Origin of the sequence: Neoaquamicrobium sediminum, assembly GCF_013240295.1 — a bacterium.
Lineage (GTDB): Bacteria > Pseudomonadota > Alphaproteobacteria > Rhizobiales > Rhizobiaceae > Aerobium > Aerobium sediminum.
The window spans coordinates 1752137-1771691 of sequence record NZ_JABETK010000001.1; the positions used below are offsets into that span (position 1 = coordinate 1752137).

A 19555-nucleotide genomic window follows, 5' to 3' on the forward strand; every position below is an offset into this window, starting at 1 on the left:
GCGCTTGGTTCAGCGGGCGGCGGTCCAGCCCTGGTATTCGCCGAGATTTTCCGCAGTGATCAACTTCGGATCGAGCAGGACCGTGGGTTCCGCAGGCTTCTCGCCCGCAAGCACGGCGGCCGCCATATCGAGGGCCTGCCCGGCCATCACATACGGGTCCTGGGAGGCCGATGCCTTGATCATGGAATTGCCGCTGGAGAGTTCCTTCTCGATGTCCGGCGCGCCGTCGACGGCGGTGATGATGAACTCATTGCGGTTGAGCTGGCGGGCAGCGAGCTGGGCGCCGATGCCGGTCGGATCGTTGATCGCGAAGACTGCGTCGATCTTGTCGAAGCGGGTCAGCAGCGCCTGGAAGACCTTCAGGCCGCCGTCGCGCGAGCCTTCGGCGTTCTGGTCGTCCGACAGGATGGTGATGTCGGGATGCTGCGAAAGCACGTTCTTGCAACCCTGAACGCGGTCGATGATGGACGACGAGGCTGGGCCGTTGAGGATGACGTAGTTGCCCTTGCCGCCCGTGTGGTCGACCAGATACTGGCAGGCGACCTCGCCGGCCTTGACGTTGTTGGTCATCACGGTGACGTCGGCGCCCGGCGCGGAGACGTCGAAGGCGGCAACCACGATGCCTGCTGCCTGCGCCTTCTTGACGGCCGGTTCGATCGCCTTGGCATCGACGGCGTTCAGCATGATGACGTCGACGCCGGCGGCGATGAAGCTGTCGACCTGCGAGACCTGCTTGTTGAGATCGTAGTCGGCCGACACCGACGTGACCTCCACGTTCGGGTTGATCTTTTTCGCGGCGTCCTCGATGCCCTTGATGGTTGCAACGAAAAACGGGTTGCCCAGCAGGCCAACCGATATGCCGACCTTTTCGAGATCCTTGGCGGATGCAGGGGCGATGGCAACCGAGGCAAGCGCGGCTGCGCAAAGCAGTTTGGTGATGCACTTCATTTGCTTCTCCTCCGATTGCGCCGCGCCTCTCGCGGCGCGATGCTTATGTCCGGCCGGCGGCCGGCGCGTTGAGGCCAATCATGTTCGTGCTCCTGCCTGGAGCCTGTAGCGGTCGAGGGCGACCGCGACGATGATGACCAAGCCCTTGATGATGTACTGCCAGATGTCCGAAACACCGGCGAGAATGAGCCCGTTGGACAGCACGGCGATGATGAGGCCACCGATCAGGGTGCCCCAGATGGACCCGACGCCGCCGACGAAGCTGGTGCCGCCGAGGATGACTGCGGCGATGGCGTCGAGCTCGTAGGATTGCCCGAGCTGGAGGCCGTTCGCAGCGTAAAGACGCGCGGCCGACAGAGCCCCGCCGAGGCCGGCGAGCAGGCCAGAGACCCCGTAGACGAACAGCAGCACCAGAGGCACCTTGATGCCAGTGAGCCTTGCCGCCTCAGCGTTGCCGCCGACGGCATAGATCCAGGTGCCCAGCACCGTGCGCCTGAGCACGAACCACGAAATCACCACGACCAGAAGTGCGATGATGACGAGCCAGGGGACGCCGAGAAAGGTGCCGTTGCCGAGGAAGGCAAAAGGCAGATCGGAATTGAAGACGGTTGTGTCGTTGCCGAGCAGGCGCGCCACGCCGCGCACCGCCGTCAGCGAGCCGAGCGTGACGATGAAGGGTGGCAGCTTCAGATAGGCGATGAGCACGCCATTCATCATGCCGAAGGCGAGACCGGCGAGAATTGCAGCCGGTACGCCGAGCATGCCGATTTCCGGCATCAGCGACACGATCACGGCGATCATCGCCGAAGCCGCCAGAATGGAGCCGACCGACAGGTCGATGCCGCCCGTGAGAATGACGAAGGTCATGCCGGCGGCAAGAACGATGTTGATCGAGGATTGCTGCAGAACGATCAGCAGGTTCGTCTCGGTCATGAAACGCGGATTGATGACCTGGAAGATCACCGCCAGCAGGATGAGGGCAGGCAGCATGCCGAGTGCGGCGAATGCAACGCGGAAGCGCGCCTGCCGGGCGCCGTCGCTCGGTGCGGTGCTTGTCTTGTCAGTCATGTGCCTGACGCTCCGGTGGCAAGTTCCATGATCTCTTCCTGGGTGAACCGTCGGTCTGCGCGGGCGGATACTTCGCCGACGATCTCACCGTCGCGCATGACAAGCACGCGGTCGGCCACACCGATGATTTCCGGCAGCTCGCTGGAGATCATCAGGATGGCGATGCCGTCCTTGGCGAGGTCGTCGATGATGCGGTAGATCTCGGACTTGGCGCCGACGTCGACGCCGCGCGTCGGCTCGTCAAGGATGACGACCTTCGGCTTCGTCTCCAGCAGGCGGGCAAGAAGCACCTTCTGCTGGTTGCCGCCCGACAGCGAACCGACATTCATGCGCGTCGAACTGGTGCGGATCGACAGATCCGACACCGCGCGCGCGGCGCGTTTGTCGGCCACCGCAAAGTCCCGGAAGCCCAGCCGGCGTGCATCGCGCGCCATGACACCCATGTTGATGTTGTCGGCGATCGACATGTCGAGGAAAAGGCCGAGTTCCCTGCGGTCCTCGGTGAGATAGGCGATGCCCGCTTCCAGCGCGGCTCCCGGCGAGGCGATCTCCACCGGGCGTCCGCCAAGCTCCATGGTTCCGACGGTCTTACGGTCCGCGCCGTAGATCAACCGGGCAAGCTCGGTGCGCCCGGAACCGATCAGCCCCGAGAGCGCCAGGATCTCGCCCTCGTGCAGATCAAGCGAGCAGTCTTTCACCAGCCGCTCGGCGGACAGGCCGCGGACCGAAAGCGCGACCGGCCGCTGCGCACCGGGCGCCTGATGCTCCTTCTTGTAGAAAGACGAGATGTCGCGCCCCACCATCATCGAGACGAGGCGTGGCGCATCGAGGTCGTCGCGGTCCAGCGTGCCGACATAGCCGCCGTCGCGCAGCACGCTGACGCGATCGGCGAGCTGATACACCTCTTCCATGCGGTGGCTGATGTAGATGATGGCGATGCCCTGCGCCTTGAGCCCGGCGATCACCTCGAACAGGCGATCGGTCTCGCGCGAGGTGAGCGATGTCGTTGGCTCATCCATGACGATAATGCGCGCATCGGTGGACAATGCACGCGCGATCTCCACGAGTTGACGCTCGCCGAGGGAAAGCTGCGAAACCCGGGTGCGGGGCGAGAAGGTCAGACCAAGCCGGTCGATGATCGGCCTTGCGCGCGCCATCATCGCGCCAACGTCGACGACGCCAAACCGGCGTGGCTCGTTGCCGAGGAAGATGTTCTGGGCAACAGTGAGGTTCGGCGCCAGCGACAGCTCCTGATAGATGACCGCGACGCCGTTCGCGCGCGCCTTGATCGGGTCGCCGGTAGTGACGGGCTGCCCGTCGATGAGAATTTCGCCGCCGGGATCGGGCCGGTAGGCGCCGGACAGCATCTTCATCAGCGTTGATTTGCCGGCCCCGTTCTCGCCCATCAGGGCATGAAGTTCGCCTGCGTGCACCGTCAGCGAGACATTCCGCAATGCCCGCACGACGCCGAACGTCTTGCTGATATCGCGCATTTCCAGGACGGGCGCGGCGCCGGCCATGTCAGCCTCCAAGCCCGTTGGCGGAGACAACGCAAAGGCTGACGCCCGCGTTCTCCAGCATCTTGGCATGCTGGTCGGCGATGCCGTCGTCGGTGATGAGGGTGGCGATCCTGGAGAGCGGCAGGGCGACGTTGCGGGCGTGGATCGAAAACTTGCGGCTGTCGGCCAGCACGACGATCTGGTCGACATTCATGCTGAGCTCCTGGATCGAGCGCACCATCAGCGGATGCGATTCCAGGAGACCGTCGGGGCTGATGCCCTGGGCGCCGACGAAATATTTGGATGCGAAGAACGAAACGGGCTGGGCAGGCGAATAGATGACACGCGGTTCGCGGTGCAGTTCGCCGCCAGCGACGGTGAGGCTGCATTTGCCGTGATCGCCCAGATAGGCGGCGAGCGGCATCGAGTTGGTGAACAGGCGGATGTTGCGCTCGGCGAGCTTGACGCCGAGGTGGAAGCAGCTTGAGCCGCCATTGACGATGACGGAGTCGCCGTCGGCCACCATGGTCGCGGCGCGATCCGCGATCTGGCGCTTTGCGTCGACCGCGAGGTCACGGTTCTCGTCATAGGGCCGGGCGAATGCGGTTGCCTGTGCGGCGCCGTCGAGGGCCGAGATGCCGCCATAGACCTTCCGCGCGGCGCCGGAGCCGTCGATCTTGTCGATGTCGCGCCGGATGGTGGCGGCCGAGACGCCGAGGCGCTCCTGCAGGTCGCGCACGGAGGCAAACGGCCTGTCACGCAGGATCTCGATGATCTGCTTGTGGCGGCTCAGGTCGCTCACGATTCCTCCTCCCGTGGCGCCGCGAAACGCGTCGTATGAGCTAAGTTACGCAAAATGGCGCTGCGCGCAAGCGGATAGTGACAATCTTTGCTCATATCGCAATGCAAACAAAGGCTATTGCGTCGCAATATGAGCGACTTCACTCTTTTTGCGATTGACAAACCGCATGTGTTGGCCTGAATTGCCGGCAGCGAAGCGGCACTCCCTTCGTGCCGCGCCGGGAGGAGTGTGGAGATGGTCGAGAACGGGGCCGCGCGGCTTGCAAACCTGTGGGATGACGCCAGGGCGGCCGCGATGAGCGAGCCGGAACGTCTCGTCTACCGCTCCAACCTGCTCGGTTCCGACAAGCGCGTGACCAACTATGGCGGCGGCAACACCTCTTCCAAGATCACACAGAAAGACCCGCTGACAGGCGAAGACGTCGAGGTGCTGTGGGTCAAGGGATCGGGCGGCGACAGCGCCTCGATCAAGCTCGACGGTTTCGCAACCCTCTACATGGACAGGCTGAACGCGCTGAGGGGGCTCTATCGCGGGCTCGCACATGAAGACGAAATGGTCGGCTACCTGCCGCATTGCACCTTCAACCTCAATCCGCGCGCGGCCTCGATCGATACACCGCTGCACGCCTTTGTGCCGCACCGATATGTCGATCACATGCACCCCGACGCAATCATCGCGATCGCGGCTGCCAAGGATTCCCGAAGCGCTGACGAAGAGGATCTTCGGCGACGCCATCGGCTGGCTGCCATGGAAGCGGCCGGGCTTCGAGCTCGGCCTGTGGCTGGAAAAATTCTGCCGCGAGAATCCGCAGGCCAAGGGCGTCGTGCTGGGAAACCACGGACTGTTTACCTGGGGCGACACGCCGAAGGACTGCTACGCGGCCACCATCGACATCATCAACCAGGCGATCGCCTGGTTCGAGAAGGAAGCGGCCGGCAAGCCGGTCTTCGGCGGACCCGCGACCCGCTCCCTGCCCGCTGCGGAGCGCCGGGCGATTGCCGCGCGGCTGATGCCGCGCATACGCGGCATGATCTCGGCGGACGGTCCGCGCAAGGTCGGGCACTTCGACGATTCCGATACAGTGCTCGAATTCGTCAACTCCAGCGAGCTGCGGCCGCTCGCGGCGCTCGGCACATCCTGTCCCGATCATTTCCTGCGTACCAAGATCCGGCCGCTCGTGATCGAGTTCGATCCCTTGCGACCGGATGTCGATGCCGTGGTCGCGGCGCTGCCCGGCGCGCTCGACGAATACCGCGCCGGCTACCGGGCCTATTACGAGCAATGCAAGCATGCGGATTCGCCCGCCATGCGCGACCCCAACGCGGTGGTGTACCTGATGCCGGGCGTCGGCATGTTCACATTCGCCGCCGACAAGGCGACGGCGCGCATTTCCGGCGAGTTCTACGTCAACGCCATCAACGTGATGCGCGGCGCTTCATCGGTTTCGAGCTATGTCGGCCTGCCGGCCCAGGAGGCGTTCGACATCGAATACTGGCTTCTCGAGGAGGCAAAGCTGCGGCGCCTGCCGAAGCCCAAGTCGCTGGCCGGACAGGTCGCGTTCGTGACCGGCGGGGCGGGTGGCATCGGCAAGGCAACCGCGACACGGCTGTTGCGCGAGGGCGCATGCGTCGTGCTCGCCGATATCGACGAGCCGGCGCTCGGCAGCGCCCGCGATGAATTCGCCAAGGCCTTCGGCGCCGACTTCGTACGCACCGTGAAACTGGACGTGACCGACGAGACGGCAGTCGCCTCGGCCTATGCTCGTGCCGCGGTCGAATATGGCGGCGTCGACATCCTCGTCTCCAATGCCGGCATCTCGTCCTCGGCGCCGATCGACGAAACGGAACTGTCGATGTGGGACCGCAACATGGACATCCTCGCCAAGGGGTATTTCCTCGTTTCGCGGGAAGCGTTCCGCACCTTCAAGCAGCAGGGCGTGGGAGGCAACATCGTCTTCATCGCCTCGAAGAACGGACTGGCCGCCTCGCCGAACGCGGCAGCCTACTGCACGGCCAAGGCCGCGGAAATCCATCTCGCGCGCTGCCTGGCGCTGGAGGGCGCGGAATACCAGATCCGCGTGAACACGGTCAATCCGGATGCGGTGCTGCGCGGTTCGAAGATATGGACCGGCGAGTGGCGCGAACAGCGTGCGGCCGCTTACGCGATGGAGCCCGACCAGCTCGAGGAGCATTACCGCAAGCGCTCCATGCTGAAGCGGTCGGTGTTTCCCGAAGACGTCGCCGAGGCCGTGTACTTCCTCGCGTCTGACATGTCGGCGAAATCGACCGGCAACATCATCAATGTCGATGCGGGCAACGCGCAGAGTTTCACCCGGTAGAAGCGGACCCGGTACAGCTTGCCCTTCATTGAGGAAAGAGTTCCGAGCTTCGGTCGATGATGCAGCCGGAGAGCGATCCCGGCTGTATGCGGTCTTCCGGACAGGTTTCGTTTGACATTCGTTATGATTTCGAAATAATTCCTCTCGGTTTTCATACTGCGGATTTATGCTGCATTGCGAAAGCAAGGGGAATCCTGCGTGGGCACTGCAAGCCACGACATTTTCATCATCGGCGGCGGCATCAACGGATGTGGCGTGGCACGCGATGCCGCGGGGCGCGGCTACTCGGTTTTCCTTGCCGAGATGAACGATCTGGGCAGCGGCACCTCGTCGGGCTCGACCAAGCTGATCCATGGCGGCCTGCGCTATCTCGAACACTACGAATTCCGGCTGGTGCGCGAGGCGCTGATGGAGCGCGAGGTGCTTTGGCGCGCCGCACCGCACATCATCTGGCCGATGCGTTTCGTGCTGCCTTATGCCGACGGCATCCGTCCCGCGTGGCTGATCCGGCTCGGACTGTTCCTCTACGACCATCTGGGCGGGCGGAAGCTCTTGCCCGCGACGCGGACGCTGGACATGCGAACGGATCCGGCCGGAAAGCCGCTCAAGCCACTTTTCCGCAAGGCGTTCGAATATTCGGACGGCTTCGTAAACGACGCCCGTCTGGTCGTGCTTAATGCGCGCGATGCCGCCGACCGCGGCGCGGTGATCCGTACCCGGACAAGGGTAACGAGCGCGCGCCGCGAGGACGGGCTGTGGATGGTGACGATCGAGGATACAGGCACCGGCAAGACCGAAGAGGTGAAGGCGCGGCTGCTCGTCAATTCGGCCGGGCCATGGGTCGACGAGGTTCTGGCGGGCACGCTGGGGCGCAACGACGTTCACAATGTGCGGCTGGTGCAGGGCAGCCACATCGTGGTCCGCAAGAAGTTTTCGGACCCGCGTGCCTATTTCTTCCAGAACCGGGACGGCCGCATCATCTTCGCGATCCCCTATGAGGAGGATTTCACCCTCATCGGCACCACCGACCACGACTATGAAGGCAACCCCGCCGACACGTCGATCACCGAAGAGGAGATCGATTATCTGTGTGCGGCGGCCAGCGAATATTTCACCGAGCCGGTCGAGCGCGCCGATATCGTGTGGACCTATTCCGGCGTGCGCCCGCTCTATGACGACGGGGCTTCGAAGGCGCAGGAGGCCACGCGGGACTATGTGCTCGCGGTCGAAAGGAGCAATGGCGAAGCGCCACTGATCAACGTCTTCGGCGGGAAGATCACCACCTATCGGCGGCTCTCGGAAGCCATGCTCGAAAAGATCGAAGGTCTTCTCGGGGCTAAGGGGAAGTCCTGGACGGCGGATGCCACCCTGCCTGGCGGCGACTTCCCGGCCACCGGCTATGATGCGGAGGTTGCGTCGCTTCGAAAGGATTATCCGTTTGTCGACCAGCGCATGGCGCAACGACTGGTACGCCTCTACGGCACGCGGGCCCGGATGATCCTGGGTTCGGCAGCGTCGCTCGTCGATCTCGGACGTAATTTCGGCGCCGATCTCTTCGAGGCCGAAGTGCGCTATCTTGTCGAGAACGAATGGGCCGTCACCGCTGACGACGTCCTGTGGCGGCGTACCAAGCGCGGGCTGCATCTGAGCGCCGAGGAGGAAGCGGTGCTCGAGAAATACATGAAGGAACTGGGAGGGCGCCGGCACACAGCCGCCGCGTAAACGACAGCACGGCATACGATCTGGGAGGAGGATCAATGCTCGAACTGCGCAACGTATCGAAGGTTGTCGGACGCGACACGCATATCGGCGACGTGTCGCTGACGCTGTCGCACGGCAGCCTCAACGTGCTGCTCGGGCCGACCCTTTCCGGCAAGACCAGCCTGATGCGCCTCATGGCAGGCCTCGACGTGCCGACCTCCGGTTCGGTGTGGCTCGACGGCAAGGACGTGACCGGCGTTGCCGTGCAGAAGCGCAATGTCGCGATGGTCTACCAGCAGTTCATCAACTATCCGGCGATGACGGTCTATGAGAACATCGCGTCACCACTGCGGGTCGCGGGCCATGACAGGGCGGCCATCGACCGCGAGGTCCGGCAGGCGGCCGAGCTCCTGCGGCTGACGCCCTATCTCGACCGCAAGCCGCTCAACCTTTCGGGCGGACAGCAGCAGCGCCAGCACTTGCCCGCGCCATCGTCAAGAATGCGGGGCTGGTGCTGCTCGACGAGCCGCTGGCCAATCTCGACTACAAGCTACGCGAGGAATTGCGCGCCGAGCTGCCGCGCATCTTCTCGCAGTCTGGCGCGATCTTCGTCTATGCGACCACCGAGCCGTCGGAGGCGCTGCTTCTGGGCGGCAACACGGCGACGCTGTCGGAAGGACGGGTGACTCAGTTCGGCCCGACCATCGAGGTTTTCCGCAAGCCCAACGACCTGCTCACCGCGATGACCTTCGCCGACCCGCCGCTCAACACGATGCTGCTGACCAAGAGAGGAAACCGCTTCGAGCTGGATGGCGGACTGAGCCTGCCGGCGCCGGCCCATCTGGCGGGCATCGCGGACGGCTCCTACACGATCGGCTTCCAGCCGCATCATCTCACACTCGCGCCAGCCGACGACCGGGCGGTCGCGGTGAAGGCGAAGGTGACCGTCACCGAGATCACTGGCTCGGAGAGTTTCGTTCACCTGGCCGTGGCCGACGAGAAATGGGTGATGTTGGCGCGTGGCATTCACAATTTCGAGGCCGACCAGATGATCGACGCCTACATCGATCCGCGGCATCTGATGGTCTTCGACAGCACTGGCCGCATGGCGCAGGCAGCCTGAGGGGAAGAGATGGCACGGATCGACCTCGACCACATCCGCCACTCCTACGGGCCGAAGCCGCAGGGCCCGGCCGACTATGCGCTGAAGGAAGTGCATCACACCTTCCGCGACGGCGGCGCCTACGCGCTGCTCGGGCCGTCGGGCTGCGGCAAGACCACGCTACTCAACATCATATCCGGGCTGGTGGAGCCGTCGGAAGGTCGCATCCTGTTCGACGGCAACGATGTCAGCCGGCTTTCCACGCAGGAGCGCAACATCGCGCAGGTGTTCCAGTTCCCGGTCATCTACGACACGATGACGGTCTACGACAATCTGGCCTTTCCGCTGCGCAATCGCGGTGTGCCGGCGGACGAGATCGACCGCAAGGTCCGCGAAATCATCGAAATGATCGACCTGCAGGAATGGGCGCAGCGCAAGGCGCGGGGGCTGACGGCCGACCAGAAGCAGAAGATCTCGCTCGGCCGCGGGCTGGTGCGCTCCGACGTCAACGCCATCCTGTTCGACGAGCCGCTGACGGTCATCGATCCGCACATGAAATGGGTGCTGCGCTCGCAGTTGAAGCAGCTTCACCGGCGCTTCTGTTACACCATGGTCTATGTCACGCACGACCAGACCGAGGCCCTGACCTTCGCCGACGATGTCGTCGTCATGTATGAGGGCGAGATCGTGCAGATCGGCACGCCGGACGAGCTGTTCTCGCGGCCGAAGCACACCTTTGTCGGCTATTTCATCGGCTCGCCGGGCATGAACGTGCTGCCGGTCGCGCTCGACGGCCAGAAGGCGCAGCTCGGCGGCCAGACGATCCAGCTTCCCGCCGCGCCTGCCGGCAAGCCGGCAGGCGCTATCGAACTCGGCATCCGGCCCGAATTCGTGCGCGTGGGGCGCAGCGGCATGCCGGTCGAGATCAGCAAGGTTGAGGATGTCGGGCGCTACCGGATCGTCCGGGTCATGCTCGAAGGCCGCGAGATCGCGGCGATCCTCGGCGAGGACGAAGACATCCCGGCCGATCCGAAGGTGAGCTTCGATCCGGCAGGCATCAATCTCTATGCCGATTCCTGGCGGATAGCGACGGAGGGCTGACCATGGAGAAGACATGGAACAATCGGGCCTGGTTCATGGTGCTGCCGGTGCTGCTGCTGGTGGCGTTCTCGGCCGTGATCCCGCTGATGACGGTCGTCAACTATTCGGTGCAGGACACGTTCGGCGGCAACCAGTTCTTCTGGGCCGGGACCGAATGGTTCGAGGAGATACTCAGCTCCGACAGGTTCTGGCTGGCGATGGGCCGCAATCTCGCCTTTTCGGCCATCATCCTGGCGATCGAGATTCCGCTCGGCATCTTCATCGCGCTCAACATGCCGCGCAAGGGCTGGGGTGTGCCGGTATGCCTCGTGCTGATGGCGCTGCCGCTGCTGATACCGTGGAACGTGGTCGGCACGATCTGGCAGGTCTTCGGCCGCATCGACATCGGCCTGCTCGGGCGCACCCTCTACACGCTCGGCATCGACTACAACTACGTCAACGATCCGATCGATGCCTGGGTGACGGTCATTGTCATGGACGTGTGGCACTGGACGAGCCTCGTCGTGCTGCTGTGCTATGCCGGCCTCGTCTCAATCCCGGAAGCGTACTACCAGGCGGCGAAGATCGACGGCGCGTCGCGCTGGGCGGTGTTCCGCTACATCCAGCTGCCGAAGATGAGCCGCGTGCTTCTGATCGCGATCCTGCTGCGGTTCATGGACTCGTTCATGATCTACACGGAGCCCTTCGTGGTGACGGGCGGCGGGCCGGGCAACTCGACGACGTTCCTGTCGATAGATCTCGTGAAGATGGCGATCGGGCAGTTCGACCTCGGCCCGGCTGCGGCGATGTCGATCATCTACTTCCTGATCATCCTGGCGATGTCGTGGGTGTTCTACACCGTCATGACCAATTACGACGCGGAGAAGAAGTGATGGCCGGCGACGAAAGGACGGCCACGATGCGCAACGGCGAGGCCGTGCCGGAGACCCGAACCACGGCCGACAAGGCGGCGGCGAACGAGCGCGTGCTGCGGCAGATGCGCCGGCGCGGCGGAGAATCCCGCTTCTGGTGGCTGGTGCCGACGCTCTACATCATCTTCCTGATGCTGCCGATCTACTGGCTCATCAATATGAGCTTCAAGACCAACCAGGAAATCCTCAACATCTTCTCGCTGTGGCCTCAAAGCCCGACGCTGCGCAACTATGCGGTGATCTTCACCGATCCGTCCTGGTATTCGGGCTACATCAACTCGATCATCTACGTCGTGCTCAACACGACCATTTCGGTGCTCGCGGCGCTGCCGGCGGCCTATGCCTTCTCGCGCTACAGGTTCCTCGGCGACAAGCATCTGTTCTTCTGGTTGCTGACGAACCGCATGGCTCCGCCGGCGGTCTTCGCGCTGCCGTTCTTCCAGCTCTATTCGGCCTTCGGCCTGATCGACACGCATATCGCGGTGGCGATCGCGCACTGCCTGTTCAACATTCCGCTGGCGGTCTGGATCCTCGAAGGCTTCATGTCCGGCGTGCCGAAGGAAATCGACGAGACCGCCTATATCGATGGCTATTCCTTCCCGCGCTTCTTCGTGAAGATATTCATGCCGCTGATCGCCAGCGGCATCGGGGTGGCTGCCTTCTTCTGCTTCATGTTCTCTTGGGTGGAACTGCTGATCGCCCGCACGCTGACAACGACCGACGCCAAGCCGATCGCCGCCACGATGACCCGCACGGTCTCCGCCTCCGGGCTCGACTGGGGCGTGCTGGCTGCAGCCGGCGTGCTGACGATCATCCCCGGCGCGCTCGTGATCTGGTTCGTGCGCAACTACATCGCCAAGGGCTTCGCCCTGGGGAGGGTATGATGACGCAAACACGCCGCTGGCAGATACCGCTGGCCGTCGTCCTGGCGATCTACGCCGCGGCGGTCTGGTTCTTCATGCAGCGCCTGCCGGTCGAGGATGGCGAGCGGGACTGGTTCGCCTCGCTGTTTCCGCGAAGCTGGATGGCATGGTCGTTTCCGACCGCGCTGTTCTTCTCGACCATCTTCCTGCTGCTCGCGCTGATGGCGGTGTGGGAATACGCCCGGCCCGGGGGCATCCTCGTGTGGGCATCCTGCGCTTCGAGACGACGCGCGGCGACCGCCTTTTCGTTTCGCTGCTCGGCAGCGCCTTCATCCATCTCGCTTGGCTTGGGCTGGTCGGGCCCGGCCTGTGGTGGGCACTCGCACTTTCGGTCGTCTACGCCATCGGCGTGTTTCGATACGTGTAGCGCGGGAAACTGCGGATACGGCACACCTGCGCCGCATCCGGATCGCATTCAAACCCTAGGGAGGAAATCAATGCGACGGCAGCTTTTGGCATCAACGACAGCAATAGCGCTCCTGGTCGGAGCGGCGCCCGCCTTCGCCGACATGGAAGCGGCGCGGGCATTCCTCGACGCAGAGATCGGCGACATGTCCGCGCTCAGCCGCGAGGAGCAGGAAGCCGAGATGGAGTGGTTCATCGACGCTGCAGAGCAATTCAAGGGCATGGACATCAAGGTGGTGTCGGAGACCATCACCACGCATGAATACGAATCCAAAGTGCTTGCGCCGGCCTTTGCGAAGATCACCGGCATCAACATCACGCACGACCTGATCGGCGAGGGCGACGTCGTCGAGAAACTGCAGACGCAGATGCAGTCGGGTGAAAACGTCTATGACGCCTATGTCAACGACTCCGACCTGATCGGCACCCACTGGCGCTACCAGCAGGCCCGGTCGCTGACCGACTGGATGGCGAACGAGGGCAAGGATGTTACCAACCCGAACCTCGATCTCGACGACTTCATCGGCCTGAAGTTCACCACCGCGCCGGACGGCGATCTCTACCAGTTGCCCGACCAACAGTTCGCGAACCTCTACTGGTTCCGCTACGACTGGTTCAACGATGAGGCGAACAAAGCCGAGTTCAAGGAGAAATACGGCTACGACCTCGGCGTGCCGGTCAACTGGTCGGCCTATGAGGACATCGCAGAGTTCTTCACCGGCCGCGAGATCGACGGCAAGAAGGTCTATGGCCATATGGACTATGGCAAGAAGGACCCGTCGCTGGGCTGGCGGTTCACCGATGCCTGGCTGTCGATGGCCGGCAACGGCGACAAGGGCCTGCCGAACGGCCTGCCGGTCGACGAATGGGGCATCAAGGTCGACGAGAACTCGCGTCCCGTGGGCTCCTGCGTGGCGCGCGGCGGCGACACCAACGGCCCGGCTTCCGTCTATGCGATCCAGAAATATCTGGACTGGATGAAGGCTTACGCGCCGGCCTCGGCCCAAGGCATGACCTTCTCGGAATCCGGACCGGTTCCCGCGCAGGGCGAGATCGCTCAGCAGATGTTCATGTACACGGCCTTCACCGCCGACATGGTCAAGGACGGGCTGCCGGTGGTCAACGAAGACGGCACGCCGAAGTGGCGTTTCGCGCCGTCGCCGCATGGCGTCTACTGGAAGGACGGCATGAAGCTCGGCTATCAGGACGTGGGTTCTTGGACGATCCTCAAGTCCACCCCCGACGATCGCGCCAAGGCCGCCTGGCTCTATGCGCAGTTCGTCGTGTCGAAGACGGTCGACGTCAAGAAGAGCCATGTCGGCCTGACGCTGATCCGGGAATCGAGCATCCAGCACGAATCCTTCACCGAGCGCGCGCCCAAGCTCGGCGGCCTGATCGAGTTCTACCGCTCGCCGGCCCGCGTGCAGTGGTCGCCGACCGGCACCAACGTGCCTGACTATCCGAAGCTCGCGCAGCTCTGGTGGCAGGCAATCGGCGATGCGTCCTCGGGCGCGAAGACCGCCCAGGAAGCCATGGACTCGCTCTGCGCCGAGCAGGAGCGGGTGATGGAGCGCCTGGAGCGCGCAGGCGTGCAGGGTGATATCGGTCCCAAGCTCGCCGAGGAACACGACCTCGAATACTGGAACAAGGATGCCGTGGAGAAGGGCAACCTCGCGCCGCAGCTGAAGATCGAAAACGAAAAGGAACAGCCTCAGACCGTCAACTACGACGAGCTGGTCAAGAGCTGGCAGTAAGATCGGCTTTTCCCGATCCGGAAGCAGGGGGCCGCGATCGCGGCCCCCTGTCGTTTTTGCCTCCAGGAAACCGATTGCGCGCCGAGGCATTTTGCAATGAACCGAAAACGGCCGGACTGCGTAGTCTGGATATGAAGATGGAATCGACGAGCAGGGGAATGCCGGCACGATGAGCCACGACAGACCGGACGGTCAGGGAACGGTGCTCGTCCTGTTCCGCCACGATCTGCGGGTTTCCGACAACGGCGCGCTGGCAGCGGCCGCGCAGACGGACAAGCCGGTGCTTGCGGCCTATGTGCTGGATGAGGAAAGCGAAGGCATGCGTGCGCCCGGCGGCGCGGCGCGCTGGTGGCTGCACCATTCGCTGGCGCGGCTGAGCGAAGACCTCGAAAAGCGCGGGGTCCGACTGGTGCTACGCAGTGGGGCGATGTCGGACGTCGTGGACGATCTGGTCAGAGAAATCGACGCCGACACGGTGTTCTGGAATCGCCGCTATCATCCGGCCGGAGCGGCGGCGGACGCGGCGATCAAGAGCGCGCTGCGCGAACGCGGCCTGCGTGCGGAAAGTTTCGACGGACAGCTTCTGCACGAGCCGTCTCGCCTGCAGACGGGTGCGGGGTCGTTCTACAAGGTGTTCACGCCGTTCTGGAAGGCGATGTCGGCCGGTCCCGATCCGCGCGACCCGATCGATCCACCGCGCAGGATCGCGGGCTATGACGGCAAGGTCACCTCGGAGGCGCTTGACGAGCTGTTTCCATTGCCGCGATCACCGGACTGGGCCAAGGCTTTCGGCGAAGTCTGGACGCCCGGTGAAGACGGCGCGCATGCGCGGCTTGAAAGCTTCATCTCGGAACGGCTGGACGATTATGCGGATGGCCGCGATTTTCCGGCCGGCGGGTCGACGTCTGGGCTGTCGCCGCATCTGGCGCATGGCGAGATTACGCCCTACCAGATATTCGCGGCGTTGCGCGCCGAGGCGAAGGAGGTCTCGAGCGCGAACCTTGCCAAGTTCCGCCAGGAAATCGGCTGGCGCGAGTTCTGCCACCATCTGCTGTTTCACAATCCGGGGCTCTGCGAGGAAAACTTCCAGCCAGCCTTCGATGCCTTCCCATGGAAGTCCGACAAGCGGGCCTTGCGCGCCTGGCAGCGCGGCAAGACCGGCTATCCGATCGTCGATGCCGGCATGCGCGAACTCTGGCAGACCGGCGTGATGCACAACCGGGTGCGCATGATCGTCGCCTCGTTCCTGACCAAGCATCTGCTAATCGACTGGCGCGAGGGCGAGCGCTGGTTCTGGGATACGCTGGTGGATGCCGACGCCGCCAGCAATCCGGCAAACTGGCAGTGGGTTGCGGGATCCGGCGCGGATGCCGCACCCTATTTCCGGATCTTCAATCCAGTGCTGCAGGGCGAAAAGTTCGATCCCGACGGCAGCTATGTCCGAAGCTTCGTGCCCGAGCTGGACAAACTTCCCGATCGATACCTGCACAAGCCATGGGACGCGCCGGACAAGGTGCTGGCAGACGCCGGCGTGGACCTTGGCTGCACCTATCCCAAGCCTGTGGTCGACCACGCGGCTGCGAGAAAAAGCGCCCTTGCGTCATACGACGCGGCCAAAGAAGCGCAGTAGGCCACTTGGGGCCGTTTTGCCGCCCCGCTCCAAATTCTTGACTCCTGCGGCAGCCGAGCCGCTTCGCCCATCGCTACAGGGGCAAAGAACCCGTCGTCTTGCGCACGGGTGAAACGCCCCTTGACGTTACGGCTCAATATGGAATAAATATTTCATACTGACCGAATATGGCGCGAACATTCTGAAATGGGCGATCCGGGGAGGAATTGCCATTCCGGCTTCGCCAGTCGAGCCACGAAAGACAGGTCTGCCGTCATGCGGCAGGCCTCCGGCAATAAAATCGGTGCAGCCGGACACCGAATGTGGAGGAGAACGACAATGAGGAAGCTTCTATTGGCGCTCGGGCTGGCCGTTGCGACGGCCGCAGGAGCCGCCGGCACGGCGCAGGCCGAAGGCGAGCGGTTCGTTTTCGTCAGCCATGCGCCGGATTCCGATTCATGGTGGAACACGATCAAGAATGCGCTGAACGTCGCCGCCGAGCAGATGGACGTGACGGTCGAATACCGCAATCCACCGACGGGCGACATCGCCGACATGGCGCGCATCATTGAGCAGGCCGCTGCCTCGAACCCGAACGGCATCGTCACCTCGATCGCTGACATCAATGCGCTGGAGGGACCGATCAGCGATGCGGTGGCGAAGGGCATTCCGGTGATCACGGTCAATTCCGGCACGGTTGAGCAGTCGAAGCAGCTCGGCGCAATGCTGCATATCGGCCAGCCGGAATATGACGCCGGCAAGGGCGCCGGCGAGCGCGCCAAGGAGGCGGGCGTCACCAAGTTCGTCTGCGTGAATCACTACATCACCAACCCGGCCTCGGTCGAGCGCTGCCAGGGCTTCGCGGACGCGCTCGGCGTCGAGCTTGGCAACCAGATGATCGATTCGGGCATCGACCCGGCCGAGGTTAAGAACAAGGTGCTCGCCCATCTGCGCGCCAATGCCGATACCAACGGCATTCTGACACTGGGACCAAACTCGGCGGAACCGACGCTTGCTGCGCTGCAGGAGAACGGCATGGCTGGCGAGGTCTTCTTTGCGACCTTCGACCTGTCGCAAGGCATCTCCGAGGGTATCAAGGCCGACGTTATCGACTTCGCCATCGACCAGCAGCCTTATCTGCAAGGTTATCTGCCGATCGTGCTCCTGACCAACTATGCCCGCTACGGCGTGATCCCGCCGAACTCGATCAATTCGGGTCCGGGCTACATCACCAAGGACAATATTGAGCAGGTCGAGGCACTAGCAGGCGAATACCGCTGAGCCGCTGAACTCGTGCCGGGGGTGGATGCGCCCCCGGCCCTGAAATCCGGATCGAAACGACTTTGAATGTGCCAGACACGCGGGTCTACGCGCCCGGTCGATGGCGCGTGGGCGATCGAGGGAGCGACACATGAGCGAGAGCGTCCAGCCAAGCGCGCAAGGCGCGTCCGGTCAGCCACCCGAGAGAGACGAGCGGGTTCGCGAGGTCTCGCGCTTCCGCAAAGCGTTGATCCGTCCCGAGCTGGGCGCCATCTGCGGGGTGATCCTCGTCTTCGTCTATTTCCTCATGGTCGCACGCGACACCGGCATGTTCAGCGCCGAGGGCGTCATGAACTGGGGCGTTGTCTCAGCGCAGTTCATGATCATCGCCGTCGGCGCCTGCCTGCTGATGATCGCTGGCGAGTTCGATCTTTCGGTGGGCTCGATGATCGGCTTTTCCGGCATCGTCATCGCGCTGCTCTCGGTGACGTATGGCTGGCCGATGTGGGCGGCGATCGTCGCCGCCTTCCTGCTGGCTATGGCGATCGGCTGGGTGAACGGATTCCTCGTCATCAGAACCGGCCTGCCGTCCTTCATCGTGACGCTGGCGTTTCTCTACATCCTGCGCGGCCTGACGATCTTCATCTCGATTTCGACGACGCGCCAGACGATCATCGGCGGCGTCAAGGAGGCAGCCCAGGGCGACTGGCTGGCGGCGCTGTTCGGCGGCAAGATCCTCGGCGGGCTGTTCGTATGGCTCGCCGACATCGGCGTGATCGGCAAGTTCGTGGCCGGAACGCGCGCCGGCCAGCCGGTGATCGACGGCATTCCCATGCTGATGGTCTGGGCGCTTGTGCTGATTATCTTTGCGCATGTGCTTCTGACCCGCACCCAGTTCGGCAACTGGATCTTCGCCGCCGGTGGTGATGCCCAGGCCGCGCGGTATGTCGGCGTGCCGGTCGACCGGGTAAAGATCCTGATGTTCGTGTTCACCGCCTTCTGCGCCACGGTCTTCGCAACCTGCCAGGTGCTGGAGTTCGGTTCGGCGGCGGCCGACCGCGGTCTCCTGAAGGAGTTCGAGGCGATCATCTCCGTGGTTATCGGCGGCGCACTGCTGACCGGCGGCTACGGTTCCGTGATCGGGGCGGCCTTCGGCGCGCTGATCTTCGGCGTCGTGCAGCAGGGCCTGTTCTTCGCCGGCGTCGAAAGCTCGCTGTTCCGGGTCTTCCTCGGCGTGATCCTTCTGCTCGCGGTGGTGCTCAACACCTATATCCGCCGCCTGATCACGGGGGAGCGCTGAGATGGCAGACACACCGCTCATCGAACTGCGCGACATCGAAAAGCATTTCGGCTCGGTGATCGCGCTGGCCGGCGTATCGGTCTCGGTCATGCCCGGCGAATGCCACTGCCTGCTGGGCGACAACGGCGCCGGCAAGTCGACCTTCATCAAGACGATGTCGGGGGTGCACAAGCCGACGCGCGGCGAAATCCTGGTCGATGGCGAACGCGTCGCTTTCACCAGCCCGCGCGACGCGATGGCGCGTGGCATCGCCACCGTCTATCAGGACCTCGCGATGATCCCGCTGATGTCGGTGACGCGCAATTTCTGGATGGGGCGGGAGCCGAAGCGGCGCGTCGGCCCGTTCCGCTTCTTCGATTTCCAGACCGCCAACAGGGTGGCAATGGAGGCGATGCGCGAGATGGGCATACGCCTGCGCGAGCCGGACCAGGCTGTCGGTACGCTTTCGGGCGGTGAGCGCCAGACGGTGGCGATCTGCCGGGCAGTCCATTTCGGGGCGCGGGTTCTGATCCTCGATGAACCAACCTCGGCGCTCGGCGTGCGGCAGACCTCCAAGGTGCTTGCCACCATCGACCAGGTGCGCAAGAAGGGCATCGGCGTCGTGTTCATCACCCACAATGTGCGCCATGCCATGGCGGTCGGCGACCGGTTCACCGTTCTCAATCGCGGCCAGACGCTCGGCACGGCGAAACGCGGCGAGATCACGACCGAAGAATTGCAGGACCTGATGGCGGGCGGTGCCGAGCTAGCGGAGCTGGAGGGCTCGCTGGGCGGGACGGTCTAGGGCTTACCCGCCTGAAAGCATGGATGAAAAACCGGATGGGGACGCGGGTC

General features: G+C 63.7%; 13 protein-coding genes and 3 pseudogenes. 12 read left to right on the forward strand and 4 right to left on the reverse strand.

Features of this window, described 5'->3' with window-relative positions:
- Window positions 1-9: 9 nt before the first annotated feature.
- The 4 genes from HK436_RS08565 to HK436_RS08580 form a co-directional block, all read right to left on the reverse strand.
- Window positions 10-948 (reverse strand): ABC transporter substrate-binding protein, encoded by a 939-nt coding sequence (locus HK436_RS08565; protein ID WP_173188841.1) that lies wholly within the window; start codon window positions 946-948, stop codon window positions 10-12.
- 78 nt (window positions 949-1026) lie between these two features.
- Window positions 1027-2016 carry an ABC transporter permease subunit gene (locus tag HK436_RS08570; protein ID WP_173188843.1) on the reverse strand — a complete coding sequence of 330 codons (990 nt, stop codon included), beginning with the start codon at window positions 2014-2016 and terminating at the stop codon, window positions 1027-1029.
- Window positions 2013-3536 carry a sugar ABC transporter ATP-binding protein gene (locus HK436_RS08575; RefSeq protein ID WP_173188845.1) on the reverse strand — a complete coding sequence of 508 codons (1524 nt, stop codon included), beginning with the start codon at window positions 3534-3536 and terminating at the stop codon, window positions 2013-2015. Before HK436_RS08575 ends, HK436_RS08570 begins: the two co-directional genes overlap by 4 nt.
- Before the next feature lies 1 nt (window position 3537).
- Window positions 3538-4317 carry a DeoR/GlpR family DNA-binding transcription regulator gene (locus HK436_RS08580; protein ID WP_173188847.1) on the reverse strand — a complete coding sequence of 260 codons (780 nt, stop codon included), beginning with the start codon at window positions 4315-4317 and terminating at the stop codon, window positions 3538-3540.
- A gap of 351 nt (window positions 4318-4668) precedes the next feature.
- On the opposite strand from HK436_RS08580, the pseudogene HK436_RS08585 reads away from it, so the two are divergent.
- The 12 genes and pseudogenes from HK436_RS08585 to HK436_RS08640 all read left to right on the forward strand — a co-directional run bounded on the left by HK436_RS08585 (window position 4669) and on the right by HK436_RS08640 (window position 19505).
- Window positions 4669-6655, forward strand: a pseudogene (locus tag HK436_RS08585) (bifunctional rhamnulose-1-phosphate aldolase/short-chain dehydrogenase).
- Window positions 6656-6853: 198 nt separating this feature from the next.
- On the forward strand, window positions 6854-8377 hold the full coding sequence (gene glpD / locus HK436_RS08590) for a glycerol-3-phosphate dehydrogenase (protein ID WP_173188849.1): 1524 nt from the start codon (window positions 6854-6856) through the stop codon (window positions 8375-8377).
- A 35-nt stretch (window positions 8378-8412) separates the two neighbouring features.
- Window positions 8413-9479, forward strand: a pseudogene (locus HK436_RS08595) (ABC transporter ATP-binding protein).
- Window positions 9480-9488: 9 nt separating this feature from the next.
- A complete protein-coding gene (locus tag HK436_RS08600; RefSeq protein WP_173188851.1) occupies window positions 9489-10559 on the forward strand; it encodes an ABC transporter ATP-binding protein in 1071 nt (356 codons plus the stop codon).
- A gap of 2 nt (window positions 10560-10561) precedes the next feature.
- The gene (locus HK436_RS08605; RefSeq protein ID WP_173188853.1) at window positions 10562-11431 is read left to right on the forward strand and encodes a carbohydrate ABC transporter permease; all 870 of its coding nucleotides are present in this window, start codon (window positions 10562-10564) and stop codon (window positions 11429-11431) included.
- 104 nt (window positions 11432-11535) lie between these two features.
- Window positions 11536-12354 carry a carbohydrate ABC transporter permease gene (locus HK436_RS08610; RefSeq protein ID WP_173190059.1) on the forward strand — a complete coding sequence of 273 codons (819 nt, stop codon included), beginning with the start codon at window positions 11536-11538 and terminating at the stop codon, window positions 12352-12354.
- A gap of 74 nt (window positions 12355-12428) precedes the next feature.
- Window positions 12429-12760: pseudogene (locus tag HK436_RS08615) on the forward strand (DUF2160 domain-containing protein).
- A gap of 70 nt (window positions 12761-12830) precedes the next feature.
- Entirely contained in the window at window positions 12831-14552 is a 1722-nt protein-coding gene (locus HK436_RS08620; protein ID WP_173188855.1) for an ABC transporter substrate-binding protein, read from the forward strand.
- A gap of 169 nt (window positions 14553-14721) precedes the next feature.
- Window positions 14722-16182 carry a cryptochrome/photolyase family protein gene (locus HK436_RS08625; RefSeq protein WP_173188857.1) on the forward strand — a complete coding sequence of 487 codons (1461 nt, stop codon included), beginning with the start codon at window positions 14722-14724 and terminating at the stop codon, window positions 16180-16182.
- Window positions 16183-16500: 318 nt separating this feature from the next.
- Window positions 16501-17442, forward strand: coding sequence for a sugar ABC transporter substrate-binding protein (locus HK436_RS08630; RefSeq protein ID WP_173188859.1), 942 nt, complete (start codon window positions 16501-16503; stop codon window positions 17440-17442).
- Between the two features lie 130 nt (window positions 17443-17572).
- Window positions 17573-18721, forward strand: coding sequence for an ABC transporter permease (locus HK436_RS08635; RefSeq protein WP_173188860.1), 1149 nt, complete (start codon window positions 17573-17575; stop codon window positions 18719-18721).
- A gap of 1 nt (window position 18722) precedes the next feature.
- Window positions 18723-19505, forward strand: a complete 783-nt coding sequence (locus HK436_RS08640) for an ATP-binding cassette domain-containing protein (RefSeq protein WP_173188862.1) — start codon at window positions 18723-18725, stop codon at window positions 19503-19505.
- Window positions 19506-19555 lie beyond the last annotated feature (50 nt).